The sequence below is a fragment of the Bacillus sp. DB-2 genome (genome assembly GCF_003315125.1).
Lineage (GTDB): Bacteria > Bacillota > Bacilli > Bacillales > Bacillaceae_G > Bacillus_A > Bacillus_A mycoides.
This window is the reverse complement of sequence record NZ_QNRN01000007.1, coordinates 168,019-194,506: the sequence shown is the minus strand read 5'-3', so window position 1 is coordinate 194,506 and position 26,488 is coordinate 168,019. Positions and strand designations below refer to the sequence as shown.

At 34.8% G+C, this 26,488-nt stretch carries 26 protein-coding genes, 1 pseudogene and 1 riboswitch; of the genes and pseudogenes, 3 read left to right on the top strand and 24 right to left on the bottom strand.

The features are described 5' to 3' along the window. Positions 1–39: 39 nt before the first annotated feature. From DET63_RS14125 to DET63_RS14085, 9 genes and pseudogenes are all read right to left on the bottom strand, one after another. Positions 40–235: pseudogene (locus tag DET63_RS14125) on the bottom strand (hypothetical protein). Positions 236–315: 80 nt separating this feature from the next. After that, the gene (gene gudB / locus DET63_RS14120; RefSeq protein ID WP_113937042.1) at positions 316–1,602 is read right to left on the bottom strand and encodes an NAD-specific glutamate dehydrogenase; all 1,287 of its coding nucleotides are present in this window, start codon (positions 1,600–1,602) and stop codon (positions 316–318) included. Positions 1,603–1,950: 348 nt separating this feature from the next. After that, positions 1,951–2,559 (bottom strand): genetic competence negative regulator, encoded by a 609-nt coding sequence (locus DET63_RS14115; protein WP_002011786.1) that lies wholly within the window; start codon positions 2,557–2,559, stop codon positions 1,951–1,953. A gap of 77 nt (positions 2,560–2,636) precedes the next feature. Beyond that, positions 2,637–3,512, bottom strand: coding sequence for a MerR family transcriptional regulator (locus DET63_RS14110; protein ID WP_113937041.1), 876 nt, complete (start codon positions 3,510–3,512; stop codon positions 2,637–2,639). Then, entirely contained in the window at positions 3,512–4,288 is a 777-nt protein-coding gene (locus tag DET63_RS14105; protein WP_113937040.1) for a metallophosphoesterase, read from the bottom strand. Before DET63_RS14105 ends, DET63_RS14110 begins: the two co-directional genes overlap by 1 nt. Before the next feature lie 71 nt (positions 4,289–4,359). Next, positions 4,360–4,839 carry a LysM peptidoglycan-binding domain-containing protein gene (locus tag DET63_RS14100; RefSeq protein WP_002030746.1) on the bottom strand — a complete coding sequence of 160 codons (480 nt, stop codon included), beginning with the start codon at positions 4,837–4,839 and terminating at the stop codon, positions 4,360–4,362. Positions 4,840–4,861: 22 nt separating this feature from the next. After that, positions 4,862–5,425, bottom strand: coding sequence for a CPBP family intramembrane glutamic endopeptidase (locus tag DET63_RS14095; protein WP_002064506.1), 564 nt, complete (start codon positions 5,423–5,425; stop codon positions 4,862–4,864). Continuing rightward, complete coding sequence (locus DET63_RS14090; RefSeq protein WP_113937039.1) at positions 5,425–6,954, bottom strand: RecQ family ATP-dependent DNA helicase; 1,530 nt, start codon at positions 6,952–6,954, stop codon at positions 5,425–5,427. The genes DET63_RS14095 and DET63_RS14090 overlap by 1 nt, the downstream gene beginning before the upstream one ends. Beyond that, on the bottom strand, positions 6,944–8,005 hold the full coding sequence (locus DET63_RS14085; RefSeq protein ID WP_002086645.1) for a YpbB family protein: 1,062 nt from the start codon (positions 8,003–8,005) through the stop codon (positions 6,944–6,946). Before DET63_RS14085 ends, DET63_RS14090 begins: the two co-directional genes overlap by 11 nt. 297 nt (positions 8,006–8,302) lie before the next feature. Between DET63_RS14085 and DET63_RS14075 the strand changes: the two genes are divergently transcribed. Then, positions 8,303–8,551 (top strand): ferredoxin, encoded by a 249-nt coding sequence (locus DET63_RS14075; protein ID WP_001151994.1) that lies wholly within the window; start codon positions 8,303–8,305, stop codon positions 8,549–8,551. A 117-nt stretch (positions 8,552–8,668) separates the two neighbouring features. Here the strand turns inward: DET63_RS14075 and DET63_RS14070 are convergent, their stop codons facing one another. Beyond that, on the bottom strand, positions 8,669–9,247 hold the full coding sequence (locus DET63_RS14070) for an ECF transporter S component (protein WP_002011769.1): 579 nt from the start codon (positions 9,245–9,247) through the stop codon (positions 8,669–8,671). Positions 9,248–9,409: 162 nt separating this feature from the next. Next, positions 9,410–9,549: riboswitch (FMN riboswitch) on the bottom strand. Positions 9,550–9,797: 248 nt separating this feature from the next. Here DET63_RS14070 and DET63_RS14065 point away from each other — a divergent pair. Further along, positions 9,798–10,484, top strand: a complete 687-nt coding sequence (locus DET63_RS14065; protein ID WP_002011767.1) for a hypothetical protein — start codon at positions 9,798–9,800, stop codon at positions 10,482–10,484. 184 nt (positions 10,485–10,668) lie between these two features. Here DET63_RS14065 and DET63_RS14060 read toward each other — a convergent pair whose 3' ends face one another. From DET63_RS14060 to DET63_RS13995, 14 genes are all read right to left on the bottom strand, one after another. Then, entirely contained in the window at positions 10,669–11,283 is a 615-nt protein-coding gene (locus tag DET63_RS14060; RefSeq protein WP_113937037.1) for a peptidoglycan DD-metalloendopeptidase family protein, read from the bottom strand. A gap of 85 nt (positions 11,284–11,368) precedes the next feature. Continuing rightward, complete coding sequence (locus DET63_RS14055) at positions 11,369–11,950, bottom strand: cob(I)yrinic acid a,c-diamide adenosyltransferase (protein WP_016092975.1); 582 nt, start codon at positions 11,948–11,950, stop codon at positions 11,369–11,371. A 141-nt stretch (positions 11,951–12,091) separates the two neighbouring features. Then, on the bottom strand, positions 12,092–13,867 hold the full coding sequence (resE, locus tag DET63_RS14050) for a sensor histidine kinase ResE (RefSeq protein WP_142675681.1): 1,776 nt from the start codon (positions 13,865–13,867) through the stop codon (positions 12,092–12,094). Continuing rightward, complete coding sequence (gene resD / locus DET63_RS14045) at positions 13,867–14,583, bottom strand: DNA-binding response regulator ResD (protein ID WP_002064500.1); 717 nt, start codon at positions 14,581–14,583, stop codon at positions 13,867–13,869. Before resD ends, resE begins: the two co-directional genes overlap by 1 nt. Positions 14,584–14,884: 301 nt before the next feature. Beyond that, on the bottom strand, positions 14,885–16,042 hold the full coding sequence (gene resC, locus DET63_RS14040; RefSeq protein WP_002135243.1) for a cytochrome c biogenesis protein ResC: 1,158 nt from the start codon (positions 16,040–16,042) through the stop codon (positions 14,885–14,887). A gap of 18 nt (positions 16,043–16,060) precedes the next feature. Continuing rightward, positions 16,061–17,677 (bottom strand): cytochrome c biogenesis protein ResB, encoded by a 1,617-nt coding sequence (gene resB, locus DET63_RS14035; protein ID WP_113937036.1) that lies wholly within the window; start codon positions 17,675–17,677, stop codon positions 16,061–16,063. Between the two features lie 124 nt (positions 17,678–17,801). Further along, entirely contained in the window at positions 17,802–18,323 is a 522-nt protein-coding gene (resA, locus tag DET63_RS14030; protein WP_002064495.1) for a thiol-disulfide oxidoreductase ResA, read from the bottom strand. 94 nt (positions 18,324–18,417) lie between these two features. Then, positions 18,418–19,146, bottom strand: a complete 729-nt coding sequence (gene rluB / locus DET63_RS14025) for a 23S rRNA pseudouridine(2605) synthase RluB (RefSeq protein WP_002064494.1) — start codon at positions 19,144–19,146, stop codon at positions 18,418–18,420. Between the two features lie 289 nt (positions 19,147–19,435). Continuing rightward, complete coding sequence (gene spmB / locus DET63_RS14020; protein ID WP_002201161.1) at positions 19,436–19,966, bottom strand: spore maturation protein SpmB; 531 nt, start codon at positions 19,964–19,966, stop codon at positions 19,436–19,438. Continuing rightward, positions 19,963–20,559 carry a spore maturation protein SpmA gene (gene spmA / locus DET63_RS14015; RefSeq protein WP_002086662.1) on the bottom strand — a complete coding sequence of 199 codons (597 nt, stop codon included), beginning with the start codon at positions 20,557–20,559 and terminating at the stop codon, positions 19,963–19,965. Before spmA ends, spmB begins: the two co-directional genes overlap by 4 nt. Next, a complete protein-coding gene (locus DET63_RS14010) occupies positions 20,552–21,676 on the bottom strand; it encodes a D-alanyl-D-alanine carboxypeptidase family protein (RefSeq protein WP_113937035.1) in 1,125 nt (374 codons plus the stop codon). The genes spmA and DET63_RS14010 overlap by 8 nt, the downstream gene beginning before the upstream one ends. 112 nt (positions 21,677–21,788) lie before the next feature. Continuing rightward, positions 21,789–22,703 carry a superoxide dismutase gene (locus DET63_RS14005; RefSeq protein WP_002030730.1) on the bottom strand — a complete coding sequence of 305 codons (915 nt, stop codon included), beginning with the start codon at positions 22,701–22,703 and terminating at the stop codon, positions 21,789–21,791. Positions 22,704–22,809: 106 nt separating this feature from the next. Then, positions 22,810–23,301, bottom strand: coding sequence for a YpuI family protein (locus tag DET63_RS14000; protein ID WP_002086668.1), 492 nt, complete (start codon positions 23,299–23,301; stop codon positions 22,810–22,812). Between the two features lie 22 nt (positions 23,302–23,323). After that, entirely contained in the window at positions 23,324–23,713 is a 390-nt protein-coding gene (locus tag DET63_RS13995) for a hypothetical protein (RefSeq protein ID WP_002135238.1), read from the bottom strand. Positions 23,714–23,899: 186 nt separating this feature from the next. Here DET63_RS13995 and mprF point away from each other — a divergent pair, with 186 nt between their 5' ends. Beyond that, positions 23,900–26,488, top strand: a complete 2,589-nt coding sequence (gene mprF, locus DET63_RS13990; RefSeq protein ID WP_016092977.1) for a bifunctional lysylphosphatidylglycerol flippase/synthetase MprF — start codon at positions 23,900–23,902, stop codon at positions 26,486–26,488.

Below are 26,488 nucleotides of genomic sequence, written 5' to 3'. Positions count from 1 at the left end.
TTGTTCGTGTAGAACAAGCGTTCTTTTTTATTTTTTATTCTATTTTTCACCAAACCAAGTAATAATTGTGAATATAAACGCGATAATTGTTCCAACTACAACTGCACCAAATATTAAAAACAATAATCCTTCGCCGAACACCCTAACGACACTTGTTTTTCGGGCTCTCTTAGCTCTTGCAAGTTCACCCTCTAACACCTAATTGGTCTACTCGTTCCATTATTTCATTCCCCATATACAACACCTCATTTAATACTTCAACAAAAAAACGCGATTCCCTCGAAAGGAAATCACGTTTTCTCAAAACATTATATATTATACCCAACCTCTGAAGCGACTAGCCTCAGCCATTTTACGAACACCAATCATGTATGCAGCTAAGCGCATGTTCACTTTACGAACTTGTGATGTTTCATAAATTGAATCGAATGATTTTACCATTACTTTTTCTAAACGTTGTTCTACTTCTTCCTCAGTCCAGTAGTAACCTTGGTTATTTTGTACCCACTCAAAGTAAGATACCGTAACGCCACCAGCACTTGCTAATACGTCTGGAACAAGTAAGATACCACGATCTGTTAAGATTTTTGTTGCTTCTAATGTAGTTGGACCATTTGCAGCTTCAACCACAATTTTCGCTTTAATCTTATCAGCATTTTCTCCTGTAATTTGGTTCTCAATTGCAGCAGGAACTAAAATGTCGCAATCAAGTTCTAACAGTTCTGTATTTGAAATTGTATTATTAAATAGTTTTGTTACAGTACCGAAGCTATCGCGACGATCTAGTAAGTAGTCAATATCTAATCCATTCGGATCATGTAGTGCACCGTAAGCATCTGAAATTGCAATTACTTTCGCGCCTGCATCATGCATAAATTTAGCTAAGAAGCTACCCGCATTACCAAATCCTTGAACAACAACGCGTGCACCTTTAATATCAATGTCACGTTTTTTCGCAGCTTCACGAATACAAATTGTTACACCTTTTGCAGTCGCTGTTTCACGTCCGTGTGATCCACCTAATACAAGTGGTTTACCTGTAATAAATCCTGGTGAATTAAATTCATCGATACGGCTATACTCATCCATCATCCATGCCATAATTTGTGAGTTTGTAAATACATCTGGAGCCGGAATATCTTTTGTCGGACCAACAATTTGGCTAATTGCTCGTACATAACCGCGGCTTAATCTTTCTAATTCACGGAAAGACATCTCACGTGGGTCACAAATGATTCCACCTTTACCTCCACCATATGGTAAATCAACAATACCACATTTTAAACTCATCCAAATAGAAAGTGCTTTCACTTCATTTTCTGTTACGTTTGGATGGAAGCGAATTCCACCTTTCGTTGGACCAACAGCATCATTATGTTGTGCACGATATCCTGTAAATATTTTAACAGTCCCGTCATCCATACGAACTGGAATTTTCACTGTCATCATACGAATTGGTTCTTTCAATAATTCATATACTTCGTTTGGATAACCCAATTTTTCTAATGCTTCATTAATTACAATTTGTGTTGAATTTAACAATTCAAAATGTTGTTCCCCTTGTTGTTGTGTTTTCGTTTGAGTTCCCTTTTCGGCTACCATAGTAAGTAAACCCCCTGTAATTTCACTTGTTTAGTAAACCTTCATTGCCTAGTATACACCGTTAAATTTGGAATGCAATAGAAAACGCTAACAAATATATACAAACTATTTTGTATTGCAAGCGTTTTCACTATTATTATAGTCCTTTTATTGCTTTTAGAAAAGTAAAATACTTAAATATTTAAATATTTTTTATTTTCATCAAAATACATTCGATAAAACAATTATTTCATCAAGAAATACTGATTACATTTTAACATACAGATCGGCTAGTCTTGTTACCTACACTTCGTTTTATAGATTTTAGATTTTCAGCTGAATAAAAATAAAACCTCAAGCTACGTTACATTAGCTGAGGTTTTGTTTTTTCACAAAGTAATTGTATATTTGTTCAATTGCTTGAGAATCCATTAATTCTTTACCATATTCCATTACGCGGTAAATTGTTGCTGTTGACGGATTACCGTACTCCGCTAAAATAGCTATAAAATCCGCCTTCAATAATTGAAATTGCTCTTCTTCTTCTATCCAAAGATAAAAACGATCATCCCACGTATACAACTTCCCATCAGTTACACCAAGGTTATATAAGCGATTTGACAAATTGATTACATCATCTAATGTAGCAAACTCGTAAAGTATATGTTCACTTTCATCAAGAGTCACTTGCATTTCAATAAACTCGTCACGGAACTCATCTTCTGTGTCCACTTCGTGATTTTCTTTTGTTACAATTACAACCATACCTTGAGCTTGTAGAGAAAATACTTCAACAGCAATCGGTCCATCCGCTTCAAACCCTAATTCTGTATTTGCTTCTTGCATCATATCACGGAATAGTTGCTGTACTTTCGGTGCATTTCTCCACAAATCTTCTTTCGTTAATCCTCGTTCAGATAAATCATCAAATGTTAGGAAAATTTTAATCTTATTATAATTTAAACGTTCCAGTCTCATCTCATACCCTCCCTACGTAACCATTGCATCTAATTTTTATTATATGAAATAGAAAATAGATGGTTCTTTTCGAACGACTATTCCGACATCTTTAACCATCCATCCCATTCTTCTTTCGTGTTACCAATTAGGATATTTTGAAGATTTAATTGATCTCCAATATCTTTTCTTCCTATAAAACCACCAGAGATGTTTTCATTTTTTTCTTGTAACAAGTCAATAAATTCTACTGCCTCTTCAAGTTCTCGTTCATCATCAAAAGATATAAACAAATATTTAGGTTGTAATTGTTCAATAGCTAGTAAAATACCTTCTTCATCTAAACTTGTCCCCATATACATTGTTTGATATCCTTTTAGTCGTAAATACGTCGCGAAAATAAATCCTTTTAATATATTATTTTCTAAGACGAAAACTTTGTTAACGGAAGAATACACCGACGCATTATGATAGATCATTCCTAAACGTGTTTGTAAGAATGATACAACATATTTGAATTGCGACATTGTAATCTCATTATTACTTTTTAAAGTTAACAACTTGTTTGCCACTTGAAGAATGATGCTTGCAACAACCTTTTCCGTTGAATATATACTAAAAACCTCGTTTAATAATGCAGAAATTGTAATTTCATCAAATTCTAACAAAGCTTGTAGTATATCGTCCACTAAAACAACTTCTGTATCAGTAATTTTTTCTTTTTGAACGTTGTTCTGCAACCGATTCCCTTCTAATAACTGAACTGCTTGTCCAATCATCATCCCCTCAGAAACTTTGTTCATTAACCATTTCAAAATATGAATATGCTCTTCTGTATATAAACGATGCCCCGCACGATTTCTCTTTGGGGCAATAATATGATAGCGTCTTTCCCATGCGCGAAGTGTACTCGGTTGAATTCCGAGTATATTTGAGACAGCTTTTATATTATATTTTCCATTTGAATTCGGCATTATTTCCCTCCGCATAACGTAATGATATGTGTTTGGGAAGGTGCCCGAAAACGAAGAGGGAACAATGTTGTTCCATACCCATTACTAACAAAGAGAGTCGTATTAGAATGCTTATATACGCCACCCTTTAAATACTTTTCAGATGGAAGCAACCGAATCTGGCCTCCATGTGTATGTCCACTTAATACGAGCGAAATTTGTTCATTACCAGACATTTTCTTTATTATATCTGGGTTGTGACTAATTAAAATGCGAAAACCTTCTTCTTTACAATCAGACAACGCTAAATCTAAACGATCTCGTTCTAATCCAACATCATCGATACCGAGTAAGCAAATTTTCTCTCCTAATTCAGACTCAAATACAACTCTTGTATTATCTAATACCTTCACATTATTTTCTATTAATAAAGCATCTAATTCGTGATATTCAATTTCATAGTCATTATTTCCCCATACAAAATATACAGGGGCTATTTCTCTTAACTTTTGAATATTTAAAGAGATTTGCGATAAAGGTACTCCTTTTTCAGCTAAATCACCGCCAATAATTACGATATCTGCTTTTCCTTTCACTCGTTCAATTAGCGAGCTAGAAATGATCCTTCTATGAATATCCGAAATAAAAAAAACTTTAACTTTTTGAAAACTTTCCGGAAATTCTTCGAATACTAAAGTATGTTCCAACACTGTATTACGCATCGCTTCTTTATACATTCCAAGAAGACATACAAAACCAATGCATATGAGAGTACATAATAATATAATCCATGACATATATTTTTTACTCTCCCTCCTCGTAAAGTATAGTCCTTAATTTTATGTGGAGCTATATATCACTCATTTAGCTAGCTCTCATACTTCGTGGACTTATCTTTTATAGGAATTTTCAATTCTTGTCCTACCTTCACTTCGTCTTCTTGTAAATCATTATACTTTTTTATTATTTCTATCCCATCTTCATCTGAGAAATATTGCTTCGCTATACTTTCTAAAGTTTCTCCATCTTTCACAACATGAGTTGCTACTTTCTCAGACTGCTTCTTTGATTCAGTCTTAGCGGAATCAAAGAAAATTACTTCAAACGCACTTTTCTCAGCATTATTACTATCACTTTTTACCTGTATATATTTATCCGTATACCATAGGATACTAATAGGTAACAATATGAACAAAAATGTTAACACTCGGACGAAAATGTGATTCATTTTAAACTTTGGTTTGTTCTCTTTATTTCTATGAATTTCACTACGCGGCGGTAAACTTTCATCTTCTTCCACTTGCTCAACTTCTAACTCCTCTTCAAAATCAGGAATTCGTTTTCTCATGTTGTTCACCACCACCTTCCATTTATTTTCTTAATTGGAGCCCCATTATAAAATCAACAAGAAAGTGTGCAAAGATTGTTATAAACAAATTTCCTGTCCACTCGAATACATAACCAAAAACAAAACTAATAAAGCAGACGAAACAAAACAAAAAAGGCTTCGTTATATACCGAATATGTAACACAGCAAAAATTAAACTCGCTATTACAATTCCGAAATGAGTCTGCACTACACCTCTAAATAAAAACTCTTCCGCAAAACCAATAATAAACGTGATAACGAGTAAATGCATGACAGAAATCCCTTGAAACATTCTATCGTTAATGCCACCATCATCAAACCAAGATTCTGGAAACACTCGCATTGCAACATAATCTAATAACACAATACAAATCGCTAACAAGCTACCTATTAAAAGTATAGAAACCGGTTCCCATTTCCATAAACTATAAACTTCTCTTTTATCTTGAAATAATATATATGCTAGTAAACAACCGATACCAATAATGATTAGTTGTGTTATGTAGAGATTCAGTCTTATTTCTCTCGGACTCATATCTTCAACATTATGCCTTTGAATGTTCATCATTCCTCCATCTTTCCTAGGCCGAAAAGCTTTTGTAACTCTGTTTCCCAATTATAGTCGAAAACTAACTGTTGCGCTCGTCTTTTTTTATAATCCGTTTTTGTAATACCACAGTAATCACAACAGTTTTCTATCTCTTTTTCTTTTCTATAACCGAATTGTTGTAATAAATATTCACGTCTACATCCTTGAACTTGTATCCATGACTTCATATTTTCTAGCTCACTATATTTATTACGTATTCTCACTTCCACTTCCGCTATTAATCTGTGCATTATTTCATCTGACAAGCTCTCTAGCATGAGATTTCGCTGTTGTATGATTCCAAGATGTTCGAGATGATAACGTGTAAAGCGCCAATACTGTTCATTAAATCTTGCTGCATTATAACAAATTCCTTCTACATCTTCTAATGGTAATACTTTCGTTTGAAACATTCTTTCTTGTAGTAACGAAAATAAAAATTGTATTTGCGATTTACTTGGTAATTCATCTTCAATGATTGAAATTGGCAAATCGTGATCCAATGGACTACATAATAAAATGGCTATACTCAATTCTCCATCTCTTCCCGCTCTTCCAATTTCTTGTAAATAGGAAGCTACATTTGTCGGATATTGAAAATGAATAATATATCTTGTATTCGCCTTATTTACCCCCATCCCAAAAGCACTTGTACATATTACAATTTGCAACTGGTCATTCATAAACTGCTGTTGAATTAACATACGCTCTTCATGTTCCATACCACCATGATAAAAAGCTACACCTGTAATTCCTTTTCCTCTTAAATACTCGGTTAAACGCTCTGTCCAGGCCCTACTTGAACAATAAACAATACCAGGCCCTTGCAAATACATTACATGCTCAAAAAGCGCCTCTTTTTTTTCTTCTATTGTTTCCACAAATTGCACTTCCATCGCAATATTTGGACGATCAATTGAGTACACATGCTCAGCAATATTTTTTAGATTTAAACTTTCCGCTATATCTCGCAGTACATCCTTTGTCGCAGTTGCTGTTAATGCTAGTACCGTCGGAGATCCGATACTCTCAATTACTTTATCTAATTTTTTATAATCTGGCCGAAAATCATAGCCCCATTGTGAAATACAATGCGCTTCATCTACGACAAATAATGAAATATGAATTTTTTTCAATTCTCTTATTAGAAGTTCCGACTGCAACATCTCTGGTGATACGAAAACAAATTTATAAAAAGATAGCTTTTTCATTGCTTCTCTTTTTTCAATTAACGTCCGAAAACTATTCAATGCAATAACTCGATTTTTCACGACATACTTTAATTGCGTAACTTGGTCTTCCATTAAAGATAATAATGGTGATACAACAAGCACCGTACCCTCTTGCAGAAGCCCCGGAAGTTGATAACACATTGACTTTCCCCTTCCAGTCGGAAGCATTGCTACAACATCTTTTCCTTCCAATAAGTCCGTAATAACTCCTTTTTGCCCCGGACGAAATTCAGAATATCCAAACCACTTATATAAATATTCCTCAAGCTTCATTTATACCCTCCATCCGTGCCAATACAAGACGTACTTCAAAATAAGAGATTTCCTCTCCAACCGCTTGCTTCAACACACGCAATTTACGTGTTTGTAATGCTTCAATTACTTTTGTTACTTTTTCCATTTTTTCTTTTTCCATAAACATTTCAATAGAAAATTCTTTTTCTCGTAAAGCAATTTCTACAAAATGGTCTTCTATCGTGGCAACCTTCAAATTCCGAATTGTTGCTATTTCTTCTAAAGAGCGTCCTTGTCTCCAAAGATTATATGTTTTTTTCGTTGATAAACTAAATAAATCAGCTTTCTCATTTGGATACGATATAATTTCAGCTAATAATGGAAACTCGTTTTCTTTATTGCGAACTTCTTGAATAAGGAAATGAATTGTACCCCAAAATAAAAAATACACTCGAAATATATCTTGTTTCGTAATTTCCGCTAATTGTTGTAAAGTACACCCAATACGTTTATACCCAGTTAACCGATATATTACGATTGTCGCCTCTACTGGATTATTTTTTTGTAAAAGAGTATGCATTTCCTTCCATAATCTTTTAGCCAATTCACTTCTCATATACGGTATTCCAGTGAGAAAACGTTTCACCCACATCATTATTTCTGTATCCTGTTGAATTGGAATAAATTTCGTATTCGCCTGTTGTAAATTCGAAATGGTTTGAACGATCAATGATAATCTCTTCCAAAACGTTTCACCTATTTCCCCATAGTGTAAACCATTTAAATATGTCGGAAAGGCAAAGTCACCTTCCCATTTGTTTAATTGCACGTTACCAGCAGTCGTTAACACATATGTATTATCATGTATACCTTGAACTAAATCCGTTTGTAACAACTTTGCAACTTCTTGATCATAATCAGCTCTATTTAATGACTTATAAATCCCAAACAAAAAAGAAATTTGAAACATATTCCCATCTTGTAATGTTTGCGACGATCTCTTTCCTTTTAGTAAATAATAAATTGAAGAAACGGTTCTTTCACCATTCAATTGTTTTAAACAATATAATAAAGTATATTGTAGCTGCATTACCGCTTCCACCTCTCAGTCTAACTTCATTCTTTTTTCAATATGATTGCACATTAACTGCTATTCATTCAACTTATCATATTCACACTACATGCTTTTATATATTCTATTGTATCAAACGAAATAACATTTAAGTATTTTGAAAATCTTATGAAATAATTCAAAAATAAGTTGACACTCTAATTGATAAGCATTATCATTATAATTTTATGTTGAAAAGTTTTAAAAACCGTTTTACAATAAGATTATAATTTTTTGGCGAACTTTTCACATACATATTATCAGGAGGGAAAAAATATGGCAAAATATACAATCGTTGACAAAGATACTTGTATTGCATGCGGTGCTTGTGGTGCTGCTGCACCAGACATTTATGACTATGATGATGAAGGCATTGCATTTGTAACATTAGACGATAACCAAGGTATCGTTGAAATTCCAGATGTATTAATTGAAGATATGATGGATGCATTCGAAGGTTGTCCAACTGACTCAATTAAAGTTGCTGACGAATCATTTGATGGCGACTCTTTAAAATTCGAATAGTCTTTTATTAACTTCAAAAAATCCCCCTCATAAGTATGAGGGGGATTTTTTGCACTCTTTTTCATTCTCACTAACAAAAAAACCATTAGCAGTTACGCTGCCAATGGTTTAATATTTTTAAGCATTTTTCATTTTTGCAAATACCCATACTTTCAAGCGTGAAAATAATGCTACAAATACAATTGTTACAACAATTCCTTTAATTACATTAAACGGTAATATCGCCGTTACAATAGTTTGTCGCATAATATCACTAGACATAGCTGGTGAATTTAAAAACCAAGTGTACGCTGGTAAAATAATAAAGTAGTTTAACACACTCATAATAACTGTCATAGTAATTGTACCTAACATTAATCCTGTCGTTAAACTTTTTACTGTGCGATACTTTCGGAATAAGAATGCTGCTGGACCAATAAATAAACATCCCGCTATAAAGTTTGCTACTTCTCCTACTGGTACTCCCGTTAAACTTCCTTGAATTCCGTAATGCAAAATATTTTTTATCGCTTCTACAATTACACCTGCAATTGGACTAAAAATTATTGCCGCAATTAAAGCTGGCACATCACTAAAATCAATTTTTAAAAATGGCGGAAGCCCTGGGAATGGAAAATCCAACATCATTAGTAAATACGCAATACTACTTAGCATCGCTACACTCACCATCTGCACTACACTGTTTTTTTGTTTCATCTTTCTCTCTCCTTTTCCATCGATCTTCTCATGGAAAGTGGAAAGGTTCTGCTATGCCTATTTTTCATAGAACGAAAAAACCCTTTGTGATTTACACAAAGGGAGAATTTTAAGGCACATCAAACAGACGTTCAAATACTTATCTTTTTTGAACGCTTGAACCTCCATCTTCTCCCATCCAGACTGTACTGTCGGCTTTGGAATCACACCAAATCCTGCCTTAACGGCTCGCGGGCTTAGAACGAAATTATTAACTGTTCATCACCGCCGGTCGGGATTTTCACCCTGCCCCGAAGATAGACCGATATTCTATTTTCCACTTCATTATACAACAACATGATCGTATTGTGAACAAAAAAAGTGTAACTTACTAAAAATAAGTTATTAATTTTATATCATTAAAGAAACGATCACTATATTTTACAATACAACCCATATTTTTTATAATTCGGTATTTCTCCTATGAATCCCCCTAGTCATATGTCGTCAAAAGTGATAAGATGTTGAATTGTTAAGATAAGAACATTTTCTGAGTTATGGAGGAAATGTCATGAAGAAAGATAAAAGACACTCTATTCGAGAAGCAATGAAAAAGAACTTAAGAAAAGAATACTTTTATTTGAAAAAAGAATTACTTTTCTACTGTCCAATTGATCTAGGCACATTCTCAAGAGAGACATACTACGCTACTTTTGACCAAGATGGCATAAGTATTTATCAGTATGATAAAAAAACAGAAAGTAAATTAAAATTGTGTGAGCGTCATCCATGGAAGAGTTGGAATAAGGTAAAAGTTGATCACTATTTAACAACTTCTCAATTTATTTTCCAAGGTGAGCGAAACTGGATTTTATCCCTTTTCCAAAAAGGAAAAGAAGCTCAAAAAATAATTGAAGAACATACATCTTTACAAACGGAAGTTGTTTCCCGTCCGTTTTCCAAGAAACTTCCTGGTTTCCGTTCTGATACACCATTGAATAAATACATCGGTAGCATTTGTTACACTGCACTTATTGCATTTTTATTAAAATGGATGATTCCATTTCAAGCACCACAAATCGCCCTGTATTCTCTTTCAATTGGCTTTATGCTTCTTGGTTTACTTTGTCTTACAATTGGTCTAATCGAACCAACTATCGTACTATTTCGGACAAAAGAAAAAACAAGAACAAAAGTCTTTTACTTATATAGCTACTTAGCTATTACTGGATTTATATGTGTCTTTATTTTTTGGTAAAAGAAGCCGTCCCAAAAGATCTTTTGGGACGGTTTTTCGTTAAGGATAGGTTGCTCTTACTGTCGCATTTTATTGTTATATCGACATTTCTTGTCGAAATGTCGATATAATTTCATTTACTATCGCAATCTTAAATAAGAAGAAAATAAATTTATTCAAAAGTTATGCTTTTGGGACGTTGCCTTTACTTGACGTATAGTTGTTGGTTCGGATAGATTTGCTCTTGTCGCAATCCATTCCTCACTTTAATTTCCTCAACTGTCATACCAAATTTCCGGGCAATACCCACTAAAGTATCACCTTTTTGTACAATATATAGTGATGATGACACAACTTGATTTTTTTGTTCATTTAAAACAAGCAACGGATTCATCGCATTCCTTTTCTCCATCGTCCATCTCCCTTGATGCACTTCTAAATGTAAATGCGCTCCTCGCGATTCTCCTGTATTCCCTACCTCTCCAATTAGCTCTCCTTTTGAAATGTTATCACCTTGAACTACATATCTCTTATTTAAATGCGCATAAACAGCCTCATATTCTCCATGTTTAATAAACACAACATTTCCATAACTACTTGAAAAATAAGACTTTGTCACCTTACCATTTTGAATAGCTGCAACAGGCGTTCCAATTGGCGCAGCTATATCAATACCATAGTGTTTCCCATGTCTTGTCCCAAAATAATCACTTATCTGCCCATCAACAGGCCATATCCACTGATTCCCTTCAGCGTAAACATGTAATTGAGATAAAAATAATACACTCAATATCACCACGCCACATTTTAACGCTTTCATATACATCCTCCGTTTTCTAATAACCGTCATACCTTCTCTATTGTGGGATATTACAGAAAAAAGTATACAAAAAAAAGAAAGTGTATTACTCCACTTCCTTCTCTTCTTTATTACGAAAAACAAGTGCACTGCGGTTATATTCCACATCTTTCACTTGTAAACGCGCATTTATTACTCTAGCAAGCGCAAATAAATAATCAGATAACCTATTTACATACTTTAGAACAATTTCATTGGTTTCTCCTTCTTTTTGCAATGACACTATACAACGTTCTGCTCTTCTTATAACTGTACGTGCAATGTGTAGTGCAGCCGATATCTCGCTACCGCCTGGTAAAATAAAACGCTCTAAAGGCGGCGCTTCTTCTGTATACGAATCAATTCGACTCTCTAAATACTCGACCATCTCTATCGTTACTTTATAAGGGATCTTCTTCTCTACTATTGCTAAATCCCCTCCACAATCAAATAGTTCATGTTGAATATTTTCAAGTTCGTTATAAATGTTACGAAAACATTCCTCTTGTAATTTAGACATGGCATATCCGATATGAGAATTCGCCTCATCAATTGTTCCATAAGCTTCTACACGTATATGATCTTTATCCACTCGGCCACCTATGACACTCGTTTCCCCTTTATCACCTGTTTTTGTATAAAGTTTCATTTCATTATGACACCTCTCTTTTTATTTTCATTCTGATTATTAAAGAAAAAAACTCTACCATTCTTTATTTAATTGCACTTACAAAAAAATAAAAAACAGTAAAGCTTTTATTCATGATCAACTTTTTAAAAACATATATATCTAAATTATACGATTTGGTAAATATACAGAGAATGTAGTTCCTTCTCCAACGACACTTGATACAAAAATCTTCCCTTCATGACCTTGAACAATATTTTTAGCAATCGCAAGCCCGAGTCCAGTTCCAATTTTTTTCCCGCGAGTTCTCGCTTTATCAGCTTTATAGAATCGATCGAACAAGAACGGAATATCTTCTTCTGGAATACCAACACCTGAATCTTGCACTTCGAAAGTAAGGCCACTATTTTTCGTATTAATTACAAGTGTAACATGTCCACCTGCATTTGTATGACGGATTGCATTATCAATTAAATTCGTCAGTACCTGTTCCATACGGTCTGCATCAAACGGATATTGTGCAATTGGACTTTGGAAATCCACTGTTAATTGGACTTCTTTATCCTTTGCAATCCCCTGGAATTTACGGCCAATTTTTTCGACAAATGGATGAATATCTACTTCACCTATATGTAACTCTACATGTCCACTTTCCATACGGGCTAAATCTAATAACTCATTTACAAGTTTACCTAAACGAACAGATTCATCATAAATAATTTGAACAAACTCATTAATTTCTTCTTTCGTTTGCACAATATCATCTAAAATTGCTTCACTATATCCTTGAAGCATTACCATCGGTGTACGAAGTTCATGTGATACATTCGCAATAAAGTCTTGACGCATTTTCTCAAGACGACGCTCCTCCGTCATATCTCGCAATACTGCTACAGCTCCACGAATTTTTGTTTGATTGTAAAGCGGTGTCATAAGAACTACGTAGTTACCTTTTTGCAAATTAATTTCAACAACTTGTTGTTGCTCACTTTCTACAACGAGATGGAATAGTTCAACAAGTTCAGAAGGCAGTTTTTTAATTAACTCTACTTCTTTTTCTTCTTGCCAAACTTGTAAGAAGTGTTCTGCCGGTGGGTTGATAACAACGACTTCACCTTCTTGATTTAACGTAATAACACCATCTGCCATACTACTCAAAATGCTAGCTAACTGCTCTTTTTCTTGCTGCAGGGCATTCATATTAAACTTCAACTGTTTCCCCATTTGATTTAAAGCAGTTGCAAGCTCACCAATTTCGTCCTGCGACACCATAGGGGCTTTCGTATCAAATTTCCCGCGCGCTACCTCAAATGCAACCTCACGCATTTTACGAAGCGGTGCCGTAATTCGAGTAGATAAGAAAAATGCAAAGAAAGTTGTTAAAATAATCGCAATCCCGGCTGATAAGAAAATAAAATCAGTCGTTCTCTCCATACCTTGTATTGGAACTTGCAATGATTCATATACAAACACTGCACTTTGATTTTTTGACTGTACTGGTTTCCCGACGATCATAATATCATTTTCAGTATTTTTATTCTTCCTACTATTAGAAGCTTTTCTAATGTTATTTTTAATTTCTTTTTTGTCTTTAAATACAGCCGCTAATTCTTTATCATTTTTCAAATCATCTATTGTAAGAGTAACTAATCCTTCTTGTTTCGGCGAAGAAGAAATTTCCTTACCATCTTCTACAATGATAATCCTTGAAAGTGGATCAGAAAATTTGTAAGCAATATCCTCAATCGTTTTTACATCGGCACCTTCTTCAATTAATTCCGTGACACTTGTTGCAACTTTCTGAAGCCTAGCTTGACTCATATCAACATAATACGTTCTAAAAAACTGTGAAAGTAAAATAGCAACAAATCCAAGAACAAACGAAACGAGAAGTAATATGGTCATCCATAACTTCCCTACTACACTTCTCCAAAGCATCAGTCGTTCACAACCTCAAACTTGTAACCAACGCCCCAAACGGTAACAATCATCTTCGCTGCATCTGGTGATTGTTTACTTAACTTTTCACGTAAACGCTTTACATGCGTATCAACTGTACGTAAATCTCCGAAGAACTCATATTGCCATACTTCTTTTAACAATTGCTCACGGTCAAAAACTTTATCCGGGGCTTTCGCTAAGAATAATAGTAATTCATATTCTTTCGGTGTTAAGTTTACTTCATTACCATCCGCTGTAACGCGGTGCGCATCATTATCAATTGTTAAATGCGGGAACACAGTAACATCTTTCGTCGTTGTATCTTGTGTAAAGAATGTCGTTGGTACAGCGCGGCGTAATACCGCTTTCACACGAAGTACTACTTCACGCGGGCTAAACGGCTTTACAATATAATCATCAGTTCCAACTTCAAACCCTTGTACCCTATTTATTTCCTCACCTTTTGCTGTCAGCATAATAATTGGCGTCGCTTTCTTCTCACGAATCCCTTTACACACTTCGATACCATCTTTACCAGGCATCATAATATCCAATAGGATTAAATCATAATCATTTTGTAACGCCATTTCTAAAGCTGTATCACCATTATCCGCTTCTTCAATTGTGTATTGCTCTCTTTCTAAATACATCTTTAATAAACGACGAATACGATCCTCATCGTCTACAATTAAAATTCTTGATTCATTTTCCATTTCTACCCGCTGCGTACTTTTACCACAACGGTTTACACCTACCCTTCTACAATATAATGTTGCACCTATCCTCGTTTAATTAAGCATTTCTTAACGTTCCACTTCCCATATTATGCTTCACAAGAATAATAAAGTTTGTTCATTTTTTTTCCAAAACTATGTATTTTTTTTGAACAGTATATTTGGTCCTCGACATCATTTTACAGAATCAACCGCTACTTTGTCATGTTTTTCTCAAAAAAGAAGAAAATTTGACAAAAATAAAATAGGAAAGTGACATACACTCTCCTATTTTATTTCTCTATGCATATGAATGTAAACCCGCGATAATTAAGTTTACTACAATAAAGTTAAACATAATGATTGCAAAACCAATTACTGCAAGCCAGGCGGATTTTTCTCCATGCCATCCTTTAGATAAGCGTAAATGTAATACCGCAGCATAAAAGAGCCAAGTAATAAGTGCCCAAACTTCTTTTGGATCCCAACCCCAAAAGCGCGTCCAAGCGATTTGAGCCCAAATCATTGCAAAGATTAATGCTCCTAATGTAAACACTGGGAATCCTATAGCAATAGAACGATACCCAATTTCATCTAATAAATCACTATTCGTATTCTTTACTAACGGCTGAAGTGCCGCTGACACTCGCTTACGTAAAACAAGTCTTAATACAATATAAAGTAGTGTTCCGACTAACACTGACCAAATAACAGTATTTAATTTTTTCGCATTTACAATCGCGGGGACTTCAACCGCCGGTTCTAATTTATTTTCTGTCATTAACTTCCCTTCATGCGGTCCAACTAAAGCAGGGAGATTATACTTCATCTCAACTTGTTGTTCATTTTTATCAACCCATTGAAACTTCGCTTCGTATTTCATACTAGAAAATACCGTTGTGATTCCAATAAATCCAACTGTACAAACAAGTGTGAAAACTACTGTCTCTAACCAAAATGTACGCTTACTTCTTGTTGATTGATCTACATTTTTCAATAAATACATTACGCCTGTAATAAAACTAATTGCTAATATTGCTTGTCCCGCTGCCGCTGTCGTTACATGAATATGTAGCCAATTACTCTTTAAAGATGGGATAAGCGGCGAAATTTCTCTCGGGAACATACTTGCATAAGCGATTAATAAAAGAGCTACCGGTAAAGCAAATAAACCAATAATACTTACACGATATACAAAGTACATAATGATAAAAGCTCCCACAAGCATCATGCCAAAAAATGTACCAAATTCAAAAAAGTTACTAACCGGTGCATGTCCTGATGCGATCCATCTTGTAACAAAATATACTATTTGTGCAATAAATCCTAAAATTGTTATAGTTATACCTATATTTGCCCACTTGTTACCTTTTTCTTTAATTGCTCCTCCAAAAAATAAAGTTGCAATTAAATATAAGATAAACGCCGCGAACAGAAAATTACTACTTATTTGTACCATATCGTTTCCCCACCTTAACTAATTTTTTTCATTCATTTTATCGTGTGGTTGTGGAATCGCTGTTCCTTCTAGTACTCTTTCAATATCTTTCTTTAAGCCGAACCAATTTTTATTCGTATGGCCTGCAACCCACCATTCATCATTAACACGTTGTATCCAAATACGGCGATGGTTCCAATACATACCTTGAATCACACCAACCATAAATATAAATCCTCCAATACCGAGAATCCAAAGCGTCAAATCTTTTCTTACTGTAAGAGCTGTTGCATTTTGCATTTCCACACCTGCAAATGACATTTTATATTTATTATTCCCGTCAGGCTCTATGTTTTGCTGAATACCGACGAAACTAACTTCACCATCTGGTGTTTCCGGGGTAAACATTTTAAAGACGAATGCAGGATTATTCGGTAATTTTGTTTTCGTATTCGGCCTTCCATTCTCATCAAAATAAAAATCCGGAAAATAGCTTAATAGTTCTAGAGAATACCCATTTCCTAAATCATATTTTTCTGTAGGATTCGCTAAATCTACTTTAATCGGTCCCAACTTTTGATTATTTTCTTTGTTTTGCAAATGGAAAGACATGCTTTTAAATTCACTTTCTTTGTAATCCACTTGATAAACAGCAAATTGATCAAATTTCAGTGGCTCATTCACTCGAATTTCAGCTTCTTTTACCTTTTCTAATTTTGGTTTTTGACCCGCTATATTTTCTCCTGCCGCTTTATATAATACAGCATTTGTTTGGAAGTTTTTCGCAATCATTTTATCACCAACACGATCAATTGCTTCATCAAAAACTTCTTTATCCTTACTCTTATCATAAACTTCCTTGATAAACTTTTCGTTTTTCAAATAGTATTGACCATCTGTTCCTGGTATTTCTTTCGTTTCACCGTCACGTAACCAAAGTGCTTCATCTACATACATACTCGGTAAAAAACGTAGCATTGCACCGAATAGAAAGATAATAAGACCAATATGGTTTACATATGGACCCCAACGTGAAAAACGTCCCTTTTCCGCTAAAACGTTCCCGTCTTCCACTTTCACATTATAATTACGTTTCTTTAAATTAATTTGAACTCGTTCTAAGTCACCTTCATGCGGCGTACCAGTCCCGTGCACTCTCTGTCTTTTCAAAAAACTTGGGTGTCTTTTCACCCCTTGTTTTTTTAAAGCTTTATAAAGAGGAATGACACGGTCTAAACTACATATAACAAGTGAAATACCAATGGAAGCAATTAAAATCATGTACCACCATGATCCATATAAATTATTAAATCCTAATTGATAGTATAATTGTCCTAAAAATCCATACTCGGTCTTATAATATTCAGCTGGTTCGATTCCTGGAGTTATGTACATTTCTTGGGGAAAGATAGTTCCTATTGCCGATGAAGCTAAAGTTATTACGATTAACCATACACCTACTTTTACAGAAGAGAAAAAACTCCAAATTTTATCGACTATCGTTTTTGTATGTGTGAGAGATCTCCGAGCACTCCCCTCATATCTCATATCCAATAATTTTATATTTTCATTACTTTCAAATGGTTTCCCACATGCTTCACAAAAAATGGTTCCTATCGGATTAACATGTCCACATTCACACTTAATTTCTTTCAAAGCTCTCACCGCCCTTTTATCTATATGTACTATTGTATATTCCAGCTTAGAGTTACCGCAATACTCAGAATTTTTAAAGCGAAGGCGCTATACGTAAGCACCTCTTATGTAAAGGCTTTCTTAATTATGGAGTGATTTTCTTTAAGTACTCTTCCAATTGTTCCTTCGTTTGCTCACCTATAATTTGCTCTACTACTTTTCCTTCTTTATCAATTAAAAAGGTTGTTGGTAATGGTCCCACTCCATATGTACCTATGATCTTTTGCCCTTTATCAATTGCAACTGGGAATTTCAAATCATATTGTTTCACAAAGTTTTTCACTGCGATATCCGTTTCATCTGCATCTAAGGCAATAATTTCAACGCCTTTTTCTTTATATTTCGGATATAACTCATTCATATAAGGCATTTCTTTTTCACAAGGTTTACACCAAGTTCCCCAAAAATTTAAAAATACACCTTTTCCCTTTAAATCTTTTAATTCAATATTCTTTCCTTCTAAATCAGTTACAACAAAGTTAGGTGCTTCTTTTCCAATTTGCATTTTCTCTTTATCAGTAAAAAATCCTTGATATAGCGTAAACCCTACCGCACCGCTTAAAATGAGCAAAATGATAACACGAAATAATAAGCGATTTTTTTTCATGTTGTCTCCCCTCTCTTCGACGAGTGATAAATATATGTATTTTTTAATAAATCACCAGCGGAGCATTCCACTGGTGAAAGTTTCACAATATAGATTAGCGAGGCTTTGTAGAAGCCAATGCACGTAATTGTTTCACCTCATGTGGTGTTAATTCTCTTGCATCACCAGGACGCAAGCTACCCACTTCTAAAAAGGCATAACGTTCACGTTTTAATTTCATTACTTTACAATCTAACGCTTCAAACATGCGGCGTACTTGACGGTTACGTCCTTCATGAATCGTTAATTGTACAATCGCCATCTCTTTACGCTTGTCCCAAGAAATAATTTTCACTTGTGCTGGTGCTGTTTTCCCATCTTCTAATGCAACACCTCGTTCTAACATGCGAATTTTATCACCTGTTAATGGCCCTTTAATTTTCGCAACATACGTTTTTTCAACCTTATATCTCGGATGCATTAATACATTTGCAAATTCACCATCATTTGTCATCAATAATACGCCAGACGTATCATAATCTAAGCGTCCGATTGGGAATAAACGTTGTCTAATTTCAGGGAAAAAGTCTGTTACAACATTTCTTCCTTTATCATCTGATACACTTGAAATTACACCAGTTGGTTTATATAGTAAAAAATAAACAGGTTCTTCTTTTTCAAGAGGGATGTTATTTACTTCCACTTTATCTTGAGGAGTTACTTTTGTTCCTAACTCCTTCACTATTTTCCCATTAACTTTCACTTTCCCTTGCTGAATTAATTCCTCAGCCTTTCTTCTCGATGCAATACCTGCTTGCGCAATCACTTTTTGTAATCGTTCCATTTCTTTTTTTCACCTCAAATTTATCTTACCTTACATTAGAAAGACTTGGCAACCGCCTAAGCTTTATGCCATTTACTTCGCCTACCTTTAACAACATAGCAATGATAATAAACGTATAAAGGCTATATCACGTTTTCACCCTTTATTATTATTTACACTTTTTCATGTTGTCCACGATAAAAGTTCACCATTTTGTCAAAAATACCGCATAAAAAAACCACTATTAAACTACACGTTAATAGTGGTCGTATACGTATTATAAGCGAAATAGCGCAAAAAATGAATAGTATTACCGAAACAATAGGGAAACAAACACAATCGAACAAATAATTCCGATTAAATCTGCAAAAAGTCCTACCTTTAATGCATCTCCCATTTTTCTAATACCGACAGCCCCAAAGTATACTGTTAATATATAAAAAGTCGTATCTGTGCTACCTTGCATCGTTGAAGCTAACCTACCAATAAACGAGTCTGGCCCATATGTAGCGATTAAGTCGGTCGTAATACTTAAACCAGCAGATCCCGAAATCGGACGTATAAGTGCAAGTGGAACGATTTCGGCTGGTACATGAATAAGGTCTAACATCGGCTTCATTACCGATATCATCGCATCTAGAGCACCTGATGCCCTGAAAATAGAAATAGATACAAGCATTCCAACCATAAACGGCAAAATGGAAACCGCAATTTGAATCCCTTCTTTTCCGCCCTCAACGAACGATTCGTACGTTGGAACTTTCTTTATCGTGCCATACAAAAGGATAAAACCAATTACACAAGGAATTACCCATAATGAAATTGTATTTACAATACTCATTTTTTCCGCCCCTTTCTACTCCTTCTCCGGTAAAAATAGCGGTCAATCCAAATCGCTCCAATCATCGATAACACTTGTGCTATAAATGTTACGCCAACGATTTCAGTAGGGTTTGCTGATTCATAAGTCATTCGAATCGAAATGACAGTAGTCGGAATTAATGTAATCGCTGAAGTATTTAATGCTAGAAACGTCACCATAGAACGACTTGCTGAATCCTTTCCACCATTTAACTCTTTCAGTTGTTCCATTGCTTTAATACCTAAAGGTGTTGCTGCATTACCTAACCCAAAAAAGTTCGCCATCATATTTGATAAAATGAATCCCATTGACGGGTGATCCTTCGGTATTTCTGGAAATAATCTTTTTACTATCGGCATAAAAAGTGATACTAACTTCTTTAACAATCCAGCTTCCTCAGCAATTTTCATTAAACCGAGCCAAAATACTAAAACACTAATAAGTCCAATACAAATCGTTACAGCATCTTTTGATCCTTCAAACACTGCTTTGGTCACTTCTTCCATCGTTCCATTTATCATGGCATACACAATCCCTATAACTGCCATCGCTGCCCATACGAGATTAACCATCTATCCCAACACCTATCATGTAAGAGAAGATTTCTTTTACGTTATTCCAATACATTCCCGTTGTAGCTACTAACTTTCGTTTACTGTAAAACAAATTTCGTTCTCCAACTTTCTCGTTCCCTACATAAATTTCTGTCTTCCCAATCTTTACTCCATCCGTAAGTTTTGCACTTTTATCGAGCTCAACTTTCAATAACACGCTCTTTCTTTCCTCTTCAGTTAAAGGTACAGAAAAACTATTTTTCGTATAAACATGATTGGCATATTTCTTTTCATTTATTTCAGCGAGTGCGCCTTGTCCTAAAACTTTCGCTTGCTTATAGCGTTCAAAGCCTTTATCAAACAAATTCATATGATCATCCCAGTCACTAGAAGCACTCAAAGTTACGACAATTAAATCTAGTCCATCTTTTGAAGCTGTTGTGACAAGCGTCCGTCCTGCTTTCTTCGTAAAACCTGTCTTTCCCCCTGTTGCAAATTCATAATAAGATGTCACAAGCTTATGTTTATTTTTCCACGGATAATCCCAAGAATCTGATTTATACGTTTTTGTTCCAAAAATTTTCTTAAAGGTCTCGTTCCCCATTGCATATTTCGTTAATAATGCCATGTCATAAGCCGACGAATAATGCGATCCATCCCCATCCAAGCCATGCGGGTTTGAGAAATGCGTATCTTTCATTCCGATTTCTTTCGCCTTTTGATTCATTAAATATACAAATCCTTCTATACTCCCTCCCACATTTTCAGCAATTACTTGTGCTGCATCATTACCAGATCTAAGCATTAATCCGTAAACTAAATCTTCTAACTTAACTTTTTGTCCAGGTTTTAAATAAATTGCCGATCCTTCTACTCGTACCGCTTCATTACTAACCGATACTAATTCTTTCATTTTTCCTGATTCAGCAGCTAACAATGCTGTCATAATTTTTGTTATACTAGCAATTTTTTGTGGCTCATGTTCTAATTTCCCATATAGCACACGACCGGATTGTTGTTCCATTAAGACTGCGTTACGAGCACTGACACCACCGTTCATTTTTGCATATGCAGGAATTGGCATAACGCTTGCGTACATTATAATTAGCGTAATTATTATACAAATTCGTCTCATATTTCCCCCCACGTCCTTTTGGCACTTTTTGTACAAGTGTATGCTTGGCCTTTTAAAATATGAACGAAATTTTCCTTCCACCTCCACTAAAAAAGACGCATGAGATATGCGTCTAATACGGTGTCCATTCAATTTGCTTCGCACTTTCAAATCTCTTTTCTACATCTGGCCAATTTACAACATTCCACCAATTTTTAATATATTCATCTTTTCGATTTTGATATTGTAAATAATACGCATGTTCCCATACATCCAGTACAAGGAGTGGTATCGTATCCCACTGTGTAAACAATTGATGAAGCGTGCTTTGCAAAATTTCTAACCTTCCTGAACGAGGTACCCATACAAGAATTGCCCATCCTGAACCTTCCACTTTAGAAGCGGCTTCCGTGAAATGCTTTTGAAAACGTAAAAAACTTCCGAAATCTTGCTCAATTTGTTGTGAAAAAGCCCCTCTCGGACTTCCACCACCATCTTTTTTCATGTTATTCCAAAATATCGTGTGTAAGTAATGACCTGATCCATGAAAAGCCGCTTCTCTTTCCCAATGCTTAATTAAATCAAATTGATTTGTTTTTCTCGCTTCTTCCATCATCTTCTCTGCTTTATTTAATCCTTCCACGTAACTACGATGGTGTTTATCATGGTGTAACATCATAATTTCTCGTGAAATGTACGGTTCTAGCGCATTATATGGATAAGGTAATGGCGGAAGGGTATGCCCCCCAATCGGAACAGCTCGTTCGCTATCCCCTCTTTCACATAGTTCATATTCCTCTCCTTCTTGCATAAATACTTCCTGTAAATGGTGTTGAATATGTTCTACATCATCACTTATTTCATACATAAACTCGGCATCTGTGTCGTATTCATGCTCTTTCATACGCTCTAATAACGTTTGAATTTTATAAGCAAGCATATGGACATCATACACTTCCATTGCACGGCTATCTAATACTTGAAGAACACTTTCACACCAGCTTTCTACTTCATGAAAGTAATCTGTAAATACACCTTGCTGACTCATGTCACACCTCCTTGATGCTATCCACTTTAACTATATTCAATTAAAATCCCTTATATAACTGGACAAAAGGAAAAGAAGCTAAGTATCCTTAGCTTCTTTTCCTTAATTAATATTTGTGCAACATTTTTGTTTGGTAATCTGTCTCATAATATTCTAGTTCTTCACGCATCAATTGAAATTTCCCTTCTAAATCCTTCATCATTCGTTCTATAGATCCAGGGGGGATTTGCTGAAAAACAATAGAATTTTTCCCTGTATAAGCAGAACGACTATTTTCATACCAATGATCATTCTTTGGCGAAAAAAACTCTGCAATTACTTGATGGTAAATCTTATATAAAACTGTTTCAGCTGCGGTCTTTCGAAATGGTTGGCTATTCAACAAAACAAAACATGCATCAAGTCCTTCTTCACAAAAAACAAGAAGTCTTCTTATTGATGCTAATATCCCTTTATAGTATTGCTCGTTTCCTGTTGGTGTCTCCTCCAATAAAGAAGGTAACGTATGATAATTCACATAATTAGTTATCAAGGAAATTACATCTTCTAAAAATATAGAAACTTGTTCTGTTTGATTTTCAACCATCAAATTAGACATGGCTTCTCTCTCCTTTGCCGTTTTACGCTATTTCTACTCTTTTATTTTTATGTAATTCAGCTAATATTTCTTGTACTTTCACCACTGTTCCCTCATCAAAGTATCGTTGAAAGTCTGTTACTTCATTGAGATACAAGCGCTTCTGCGCGCGTAGCTCTTTATCTTTCAGTAAACAAGCGATCGCTACAATATCTCGTAAATATACGTCTTGTTCTTCTACTTTATAAACTGGATTTCCTTCAAAAGGGGTAATTTCTTGTAAAATTTCTTCAAAATATCGAACATATAAGACAGAAAAGGTTTTCTCTTGATTATTTAATATATATGTCACTTCAGATCTATTAAAAAAATCTTCTGATGTATTCGGTTTTGCTTTTTCTAACTCATATCCTGCATAACCTATTATAATCATCTACTTCCCCTCTCTTCCTTCTTTCATCTTATCTTAACTTAATTTTCTGATAAACGAAATATTCTTTTAAATATAACCTATATAAAAAATAGCTTCCCTATACAGGAATTTACCTTTTTATTTTTCTTGAAGTTTGTCATAATAATATTATTGTCTCAGTTTTCTTACACAAGGAGAGTTGTATTTATGTCGTTTTCATGGAAACGTTTCTTACAAATCGGGAAAATAATCTTCCCATTTGTTGTCTTAACAATTGTTTTCTTTCAAGCTAAAAAAGAATTAGCAGGCATTTCTTTTTTAGAAGCAATTGAAACAATTAAAAACATTCCAACTGGTGGGGTATTTTTAGCGATTACACTCGGTGCATTTGCCGTTTCAACAATGTTCTTTTATGACTTTGTTATGCTTCGTTACTTAAAAGCAGACATACCTGTACAAAAGATTTTCCGTATCTCATGGATTGCAAACACTTTAAATGGATTTATCGGTTTTGGTGGTCTTGTTGGTGCCGGTGTACGTACAATGCTATACCGTCCGCATATAAAAGATAATGGAAAACTTATTAAAAGTATTGCTTGGATGACAACCGCTTTTATTAACGGATTAGCCATTCTGTCATTCCTCGGCCTTATTGGAATATTAGACACTAGTTTTATTCTGCACGAAAAACCGTGGTTATGGCCTGTTCTTATCTTCTTTGCTCTTTTCGTTCCTATATATATTGGGTTTTCTAAAATTAAAAATAGAAAAACAAAACAGCTAGACGGACAAGAGGAAGAAGAAGAAGAAGAGAAAAATCCAACTGTTTTATATTCATTAGTTTCATTAGTCGAGTGGGTATCTGCCGGTATCGTTATGTACGTCATTTTAATATTGTTTGGAATTGATATCGAATTTCAAAAGTTTTTAGGTGTTTACGTAATCGCTGCTTTAGCTGGTGTCGTAAGTCTTGTTCCTGGTGGCCTTGGTTCATTTGACCTTGTTTTCTTAACTGGACTAGGACAATACGGCGTTGATACAGGCGTATTACTACCTGCTATGTTATTATACCGACTTGTCTATTACATCTTACCATTCTGCCTAGGTCTCATTTTTGCAGCCTTTGAAATGACAGGAGCGGCCATAAAAAAAATTGAAGATAAACCCTTTATTGCACCTGCGTTAGAAACAACTGGTGTAATTTGGACTTTACAACGTGATTTTTTAGGGAAATTAGGTTCATGGGCATCCGCCGCTTTAACAGTATTCGCTGGCTTAATGGTTATTCTATCAACAATTTTACCGACTAGTATAAATCGAGCTCACGCCTTACATATTTTAGCTCCAAAGCACCTTATTCAATTTTCTTTTAGCTTATCATTAACATTCGGTATTCTCCTCCTGATTCTTTCGCGAGGCATATATTATGGAACAAAGCGTTCTTACTATATGACGATTGTTTCTTTAATTGGAGCAGCAATCTTTAATACCCTAAAAGGAATTGACATTGAAGAAACCTTTATTTTATTAATCGTACTTGCTGTGTTGTATATGCTTCGTAAAAGATTTATACGCGAGAAAATGGAAGTCTCACTTTCTGATATCGTAAAAGTATTTATCTTCTTATTACTTACGCTATATTTATATAAAAACTTAGGTATTTTATTTGCGGGTGCAAAAGAAGCGTTCCAACCTGATTTTGTCGTTCGAAATATTACACAAGTTAAACGAAGTGCATTAGCAGCAGCCTTTTTCGTTCCTACTTTTTTACTTATCGGCTCACTAATTGCCAATCGTTATCGTAGTCAATTTCCCGGGCAACCAGCTAATGATAAAAGGTTAGAAAACTTCTTAGATGAACATGGCGGGAATGTACTTAGTCATTTAGGTTTTTTAGGAGATAAACAGTTCTTCTTCAGTAGTGACGGAAAAGCACTTCTTCTCTTTTCAATTACTGGAAAACGTCTTGTTGTACTAGGTGATCCAATTGGTGATCCATCCTCCTACCGCACTGTGTTGCAAGAATTTTTGACTGAAGCTGATCGATTTGGGTATATTTGCGTATTCTATCAAATTGAAAGCAAATGGATGAGCTTATACCACGATTTTGGCTACAACTTCTTTAAACTTGGTGAAGAGGCTGTCGTTGATTTAAATACGTTTACAATAACAGGAAAGAAACGTGCTGGTATGCGAGCCACTTTCAACCGTTTTGAACGAGAAGGTTATACATTCTCTATTCATGAGCCACCATTCTCAGACGAATTATACGAGGAATTAAAGAAAGTGTCTGATGCTTGGCTCGGCGGAAAAAAAGAGAAAGGATTTTCACTTGGGTACTTCGATCGTGAGTATATTAGTCGTGCCCCTATCGCTACATTATCTGATGCAGAAGGAAAAATCATTGCATTCACAACCTTTATGCCAGTATATCAAAGTGGCATATTATCTGTTGATTTAATGCGTTATTATCCAGATGCCCCTAGCGGAATTATGGATGCAATTTTTATCCACTTATTCCACTGGGCAAAAGAAAATGAATACCATTCCTTTAATATTGGTATGGCACCACTCTCAAATGTCGGTTTATCAACGCAATCGTTCTGGTCTGAACGAGTTGCTGCTGCAATATTTAATAACGTTCGTTACACATATAGCTTCAGCGGTTTACGACATTTCAAAGAAAAATATAAACCTGCATGGAGTGGAAAATATTTAGCATTTCGAAAGAATCATTCTTTACCAATTACAATGCTCTCTGTAACAAAATTAATAGGAAAACGAAAAAACAGCTAA

Coding starts and splice junctions, on each gene's coding strand:
- gudB (WP_113937042.1), bottom strand. CDS start 1,602: ATGGTAGCCGAAAAGGGAACTCAAACGAAAACACAACAACAAGGGGAA.
- DET63_RS14115 (WP_002011786.1), bottom strand. CDS start 2,559: ATGAGACTGGAACGTTTAAATTATAATAAGATTAAAATTTTCCTAACA.
- DET63_RS14110 (WP_113937041.1), bottom strand. CDS start 3,512: ATGCCGAATTCAAATGGAAAATATAATATAAAAGCTGTCTCAAATATA.
- DET63_RS14105 (WP_113937040.1), bottom strand. CDS start 4,288: ATGTCATGGATTATATTATTATGTACTCTCATATGCATTGGTTTTGTA.
- DET63_RS14100 (WP_002030746.1), bottom strand. CDS start 4,839: ATGAGAAAACGAATTCCTGATTTTGAAGAGGAGTTAGAAGTTGAGCAA.
- DET63_RS14095 (WP_002064506.1), bottom strand. CDS start 5,425: ATGAACATTCAAAGGCATAATGTTGAAGATATGAGTCCGAGAGAAATA.
- DET63_RS14090 (WP_113937039.1), bottom strand. CDS start 6,954: ATGAAGCTTGAGGAATATTTATATAAGTGGTTTGGATATTCTGAATTT.
- DET63_RS14085 (WP_002086645.1), bottom strand. CDS start 8,005: ATGCAGCTACAATATACTTTATTATATTGTTTAAAACAATTGAATGGT.
- DET63_RS14075 (WP_001151994.1), top strand. CDS start 8,303: ATGGCAAAATATACAATCGTTGACAAAGATACTTGTATTGCATGCGGT.
- DET63_RS14070 (WP_002011769.1), bottom strand. CDS start 9,247: ATGAAACAAAAAAACAGTGTAGTGCAGATGGTGAGTGTAGCGATGCTA.
- DET63_RS14065 (WP_002011767.1), top strand. CDS start 9,798: ATGAAGAAAGATAAAAGACACTCTATTCGAGAAGCAATGAAAAAGAAC.
- DET63_RS14060 (WP_113937037.1), bottom strand. CDS start 11,283: ATGAAAGCGTTAAAATGTGGCGTGGTGATATTGAGTGTATTATTTTTA.
- DET63_RS14055 (WP_016092975.1), bottom strand. CDS start 11,950: ATGAAACTTTATACAAAAACAGGTGATAAAGGGGAAACGAGTGTCATA.
- resE (WP_142675681.1), bottom strand. CDS start 13,867: ATGCTTTGGAGAAGTGTAGTAGGGAAGTTATGGATGACCATATTACTT.
- resD (WP_002064500.1), bottom strand. CDS start 14,583: ATGGAAAATGAATCAAGAATTTTAATTGTAGACGATGAGGATCGTATT.
- resC (WP_002135243.1), bottom strand. CDS start 16,042: ATGGTACAAATAAGTAGTAATTTTCTGTTCGCGGCGTTTATCTTATAT.
- resA (WP_002064495.1), bottom strand. CDS start 18,323: ATGAAAAAAAATCGCTTATTATTTCGTGTTATCATTTTGCTCATTTTA.
- rluB (WP_002064494.1), bottom strand. CDS start 19,146: ATGGAACGATTACAAAAAGTGATTGCGCAAGCAGGTATTGCATCGAGA.
- spmB (WP_002201161.1), bottom strand. CDS start 19,966: ATGAGTATTGTAAATACAATTTCATTATGGGTAATTCCTTGTGTAATT.
- spmA (WP_002086662.1), bottom strand. CDS start 20,559: ATGGTTAATCTCGTATGGGCAGCGATGGCAGTTATAGGGATTGTGTAT.
- DET63_RS14010 (WP_113937035.1), bottom strand. CDS start 21,676: ATGAGACGAATTTGTATAATAATTACGCTAATTATAATGTACGCAAGC.
- DET63_RS14005 (WP_002030730.1), bottom strand. CDS start 22,703: ATGAGTCAGCAAGGTGTATTTACAGATTACTTTCATGAAGTAGAAAGC.
- DET63_RS14000 (WP_002086668.1), bottom strand. CDS start 23,301: ATGTCTAATTTGATGGTTGAAAATCAAACAGAACAAGTTTCTATATTT.
- DET63_RS13995 (WP_002135238.1), bottom strand. CDS start 23,713: ATGATTATAATAGGTTATGCAGGATATGAGTTAGAAAAAGCAAAACCG.
- mprF (WP_016092977.1), top strand. CDS start 23,900: ATGTCGTTTTCATGGAAACGTTTCTTACAAATCGGGAAAATAATCTTC.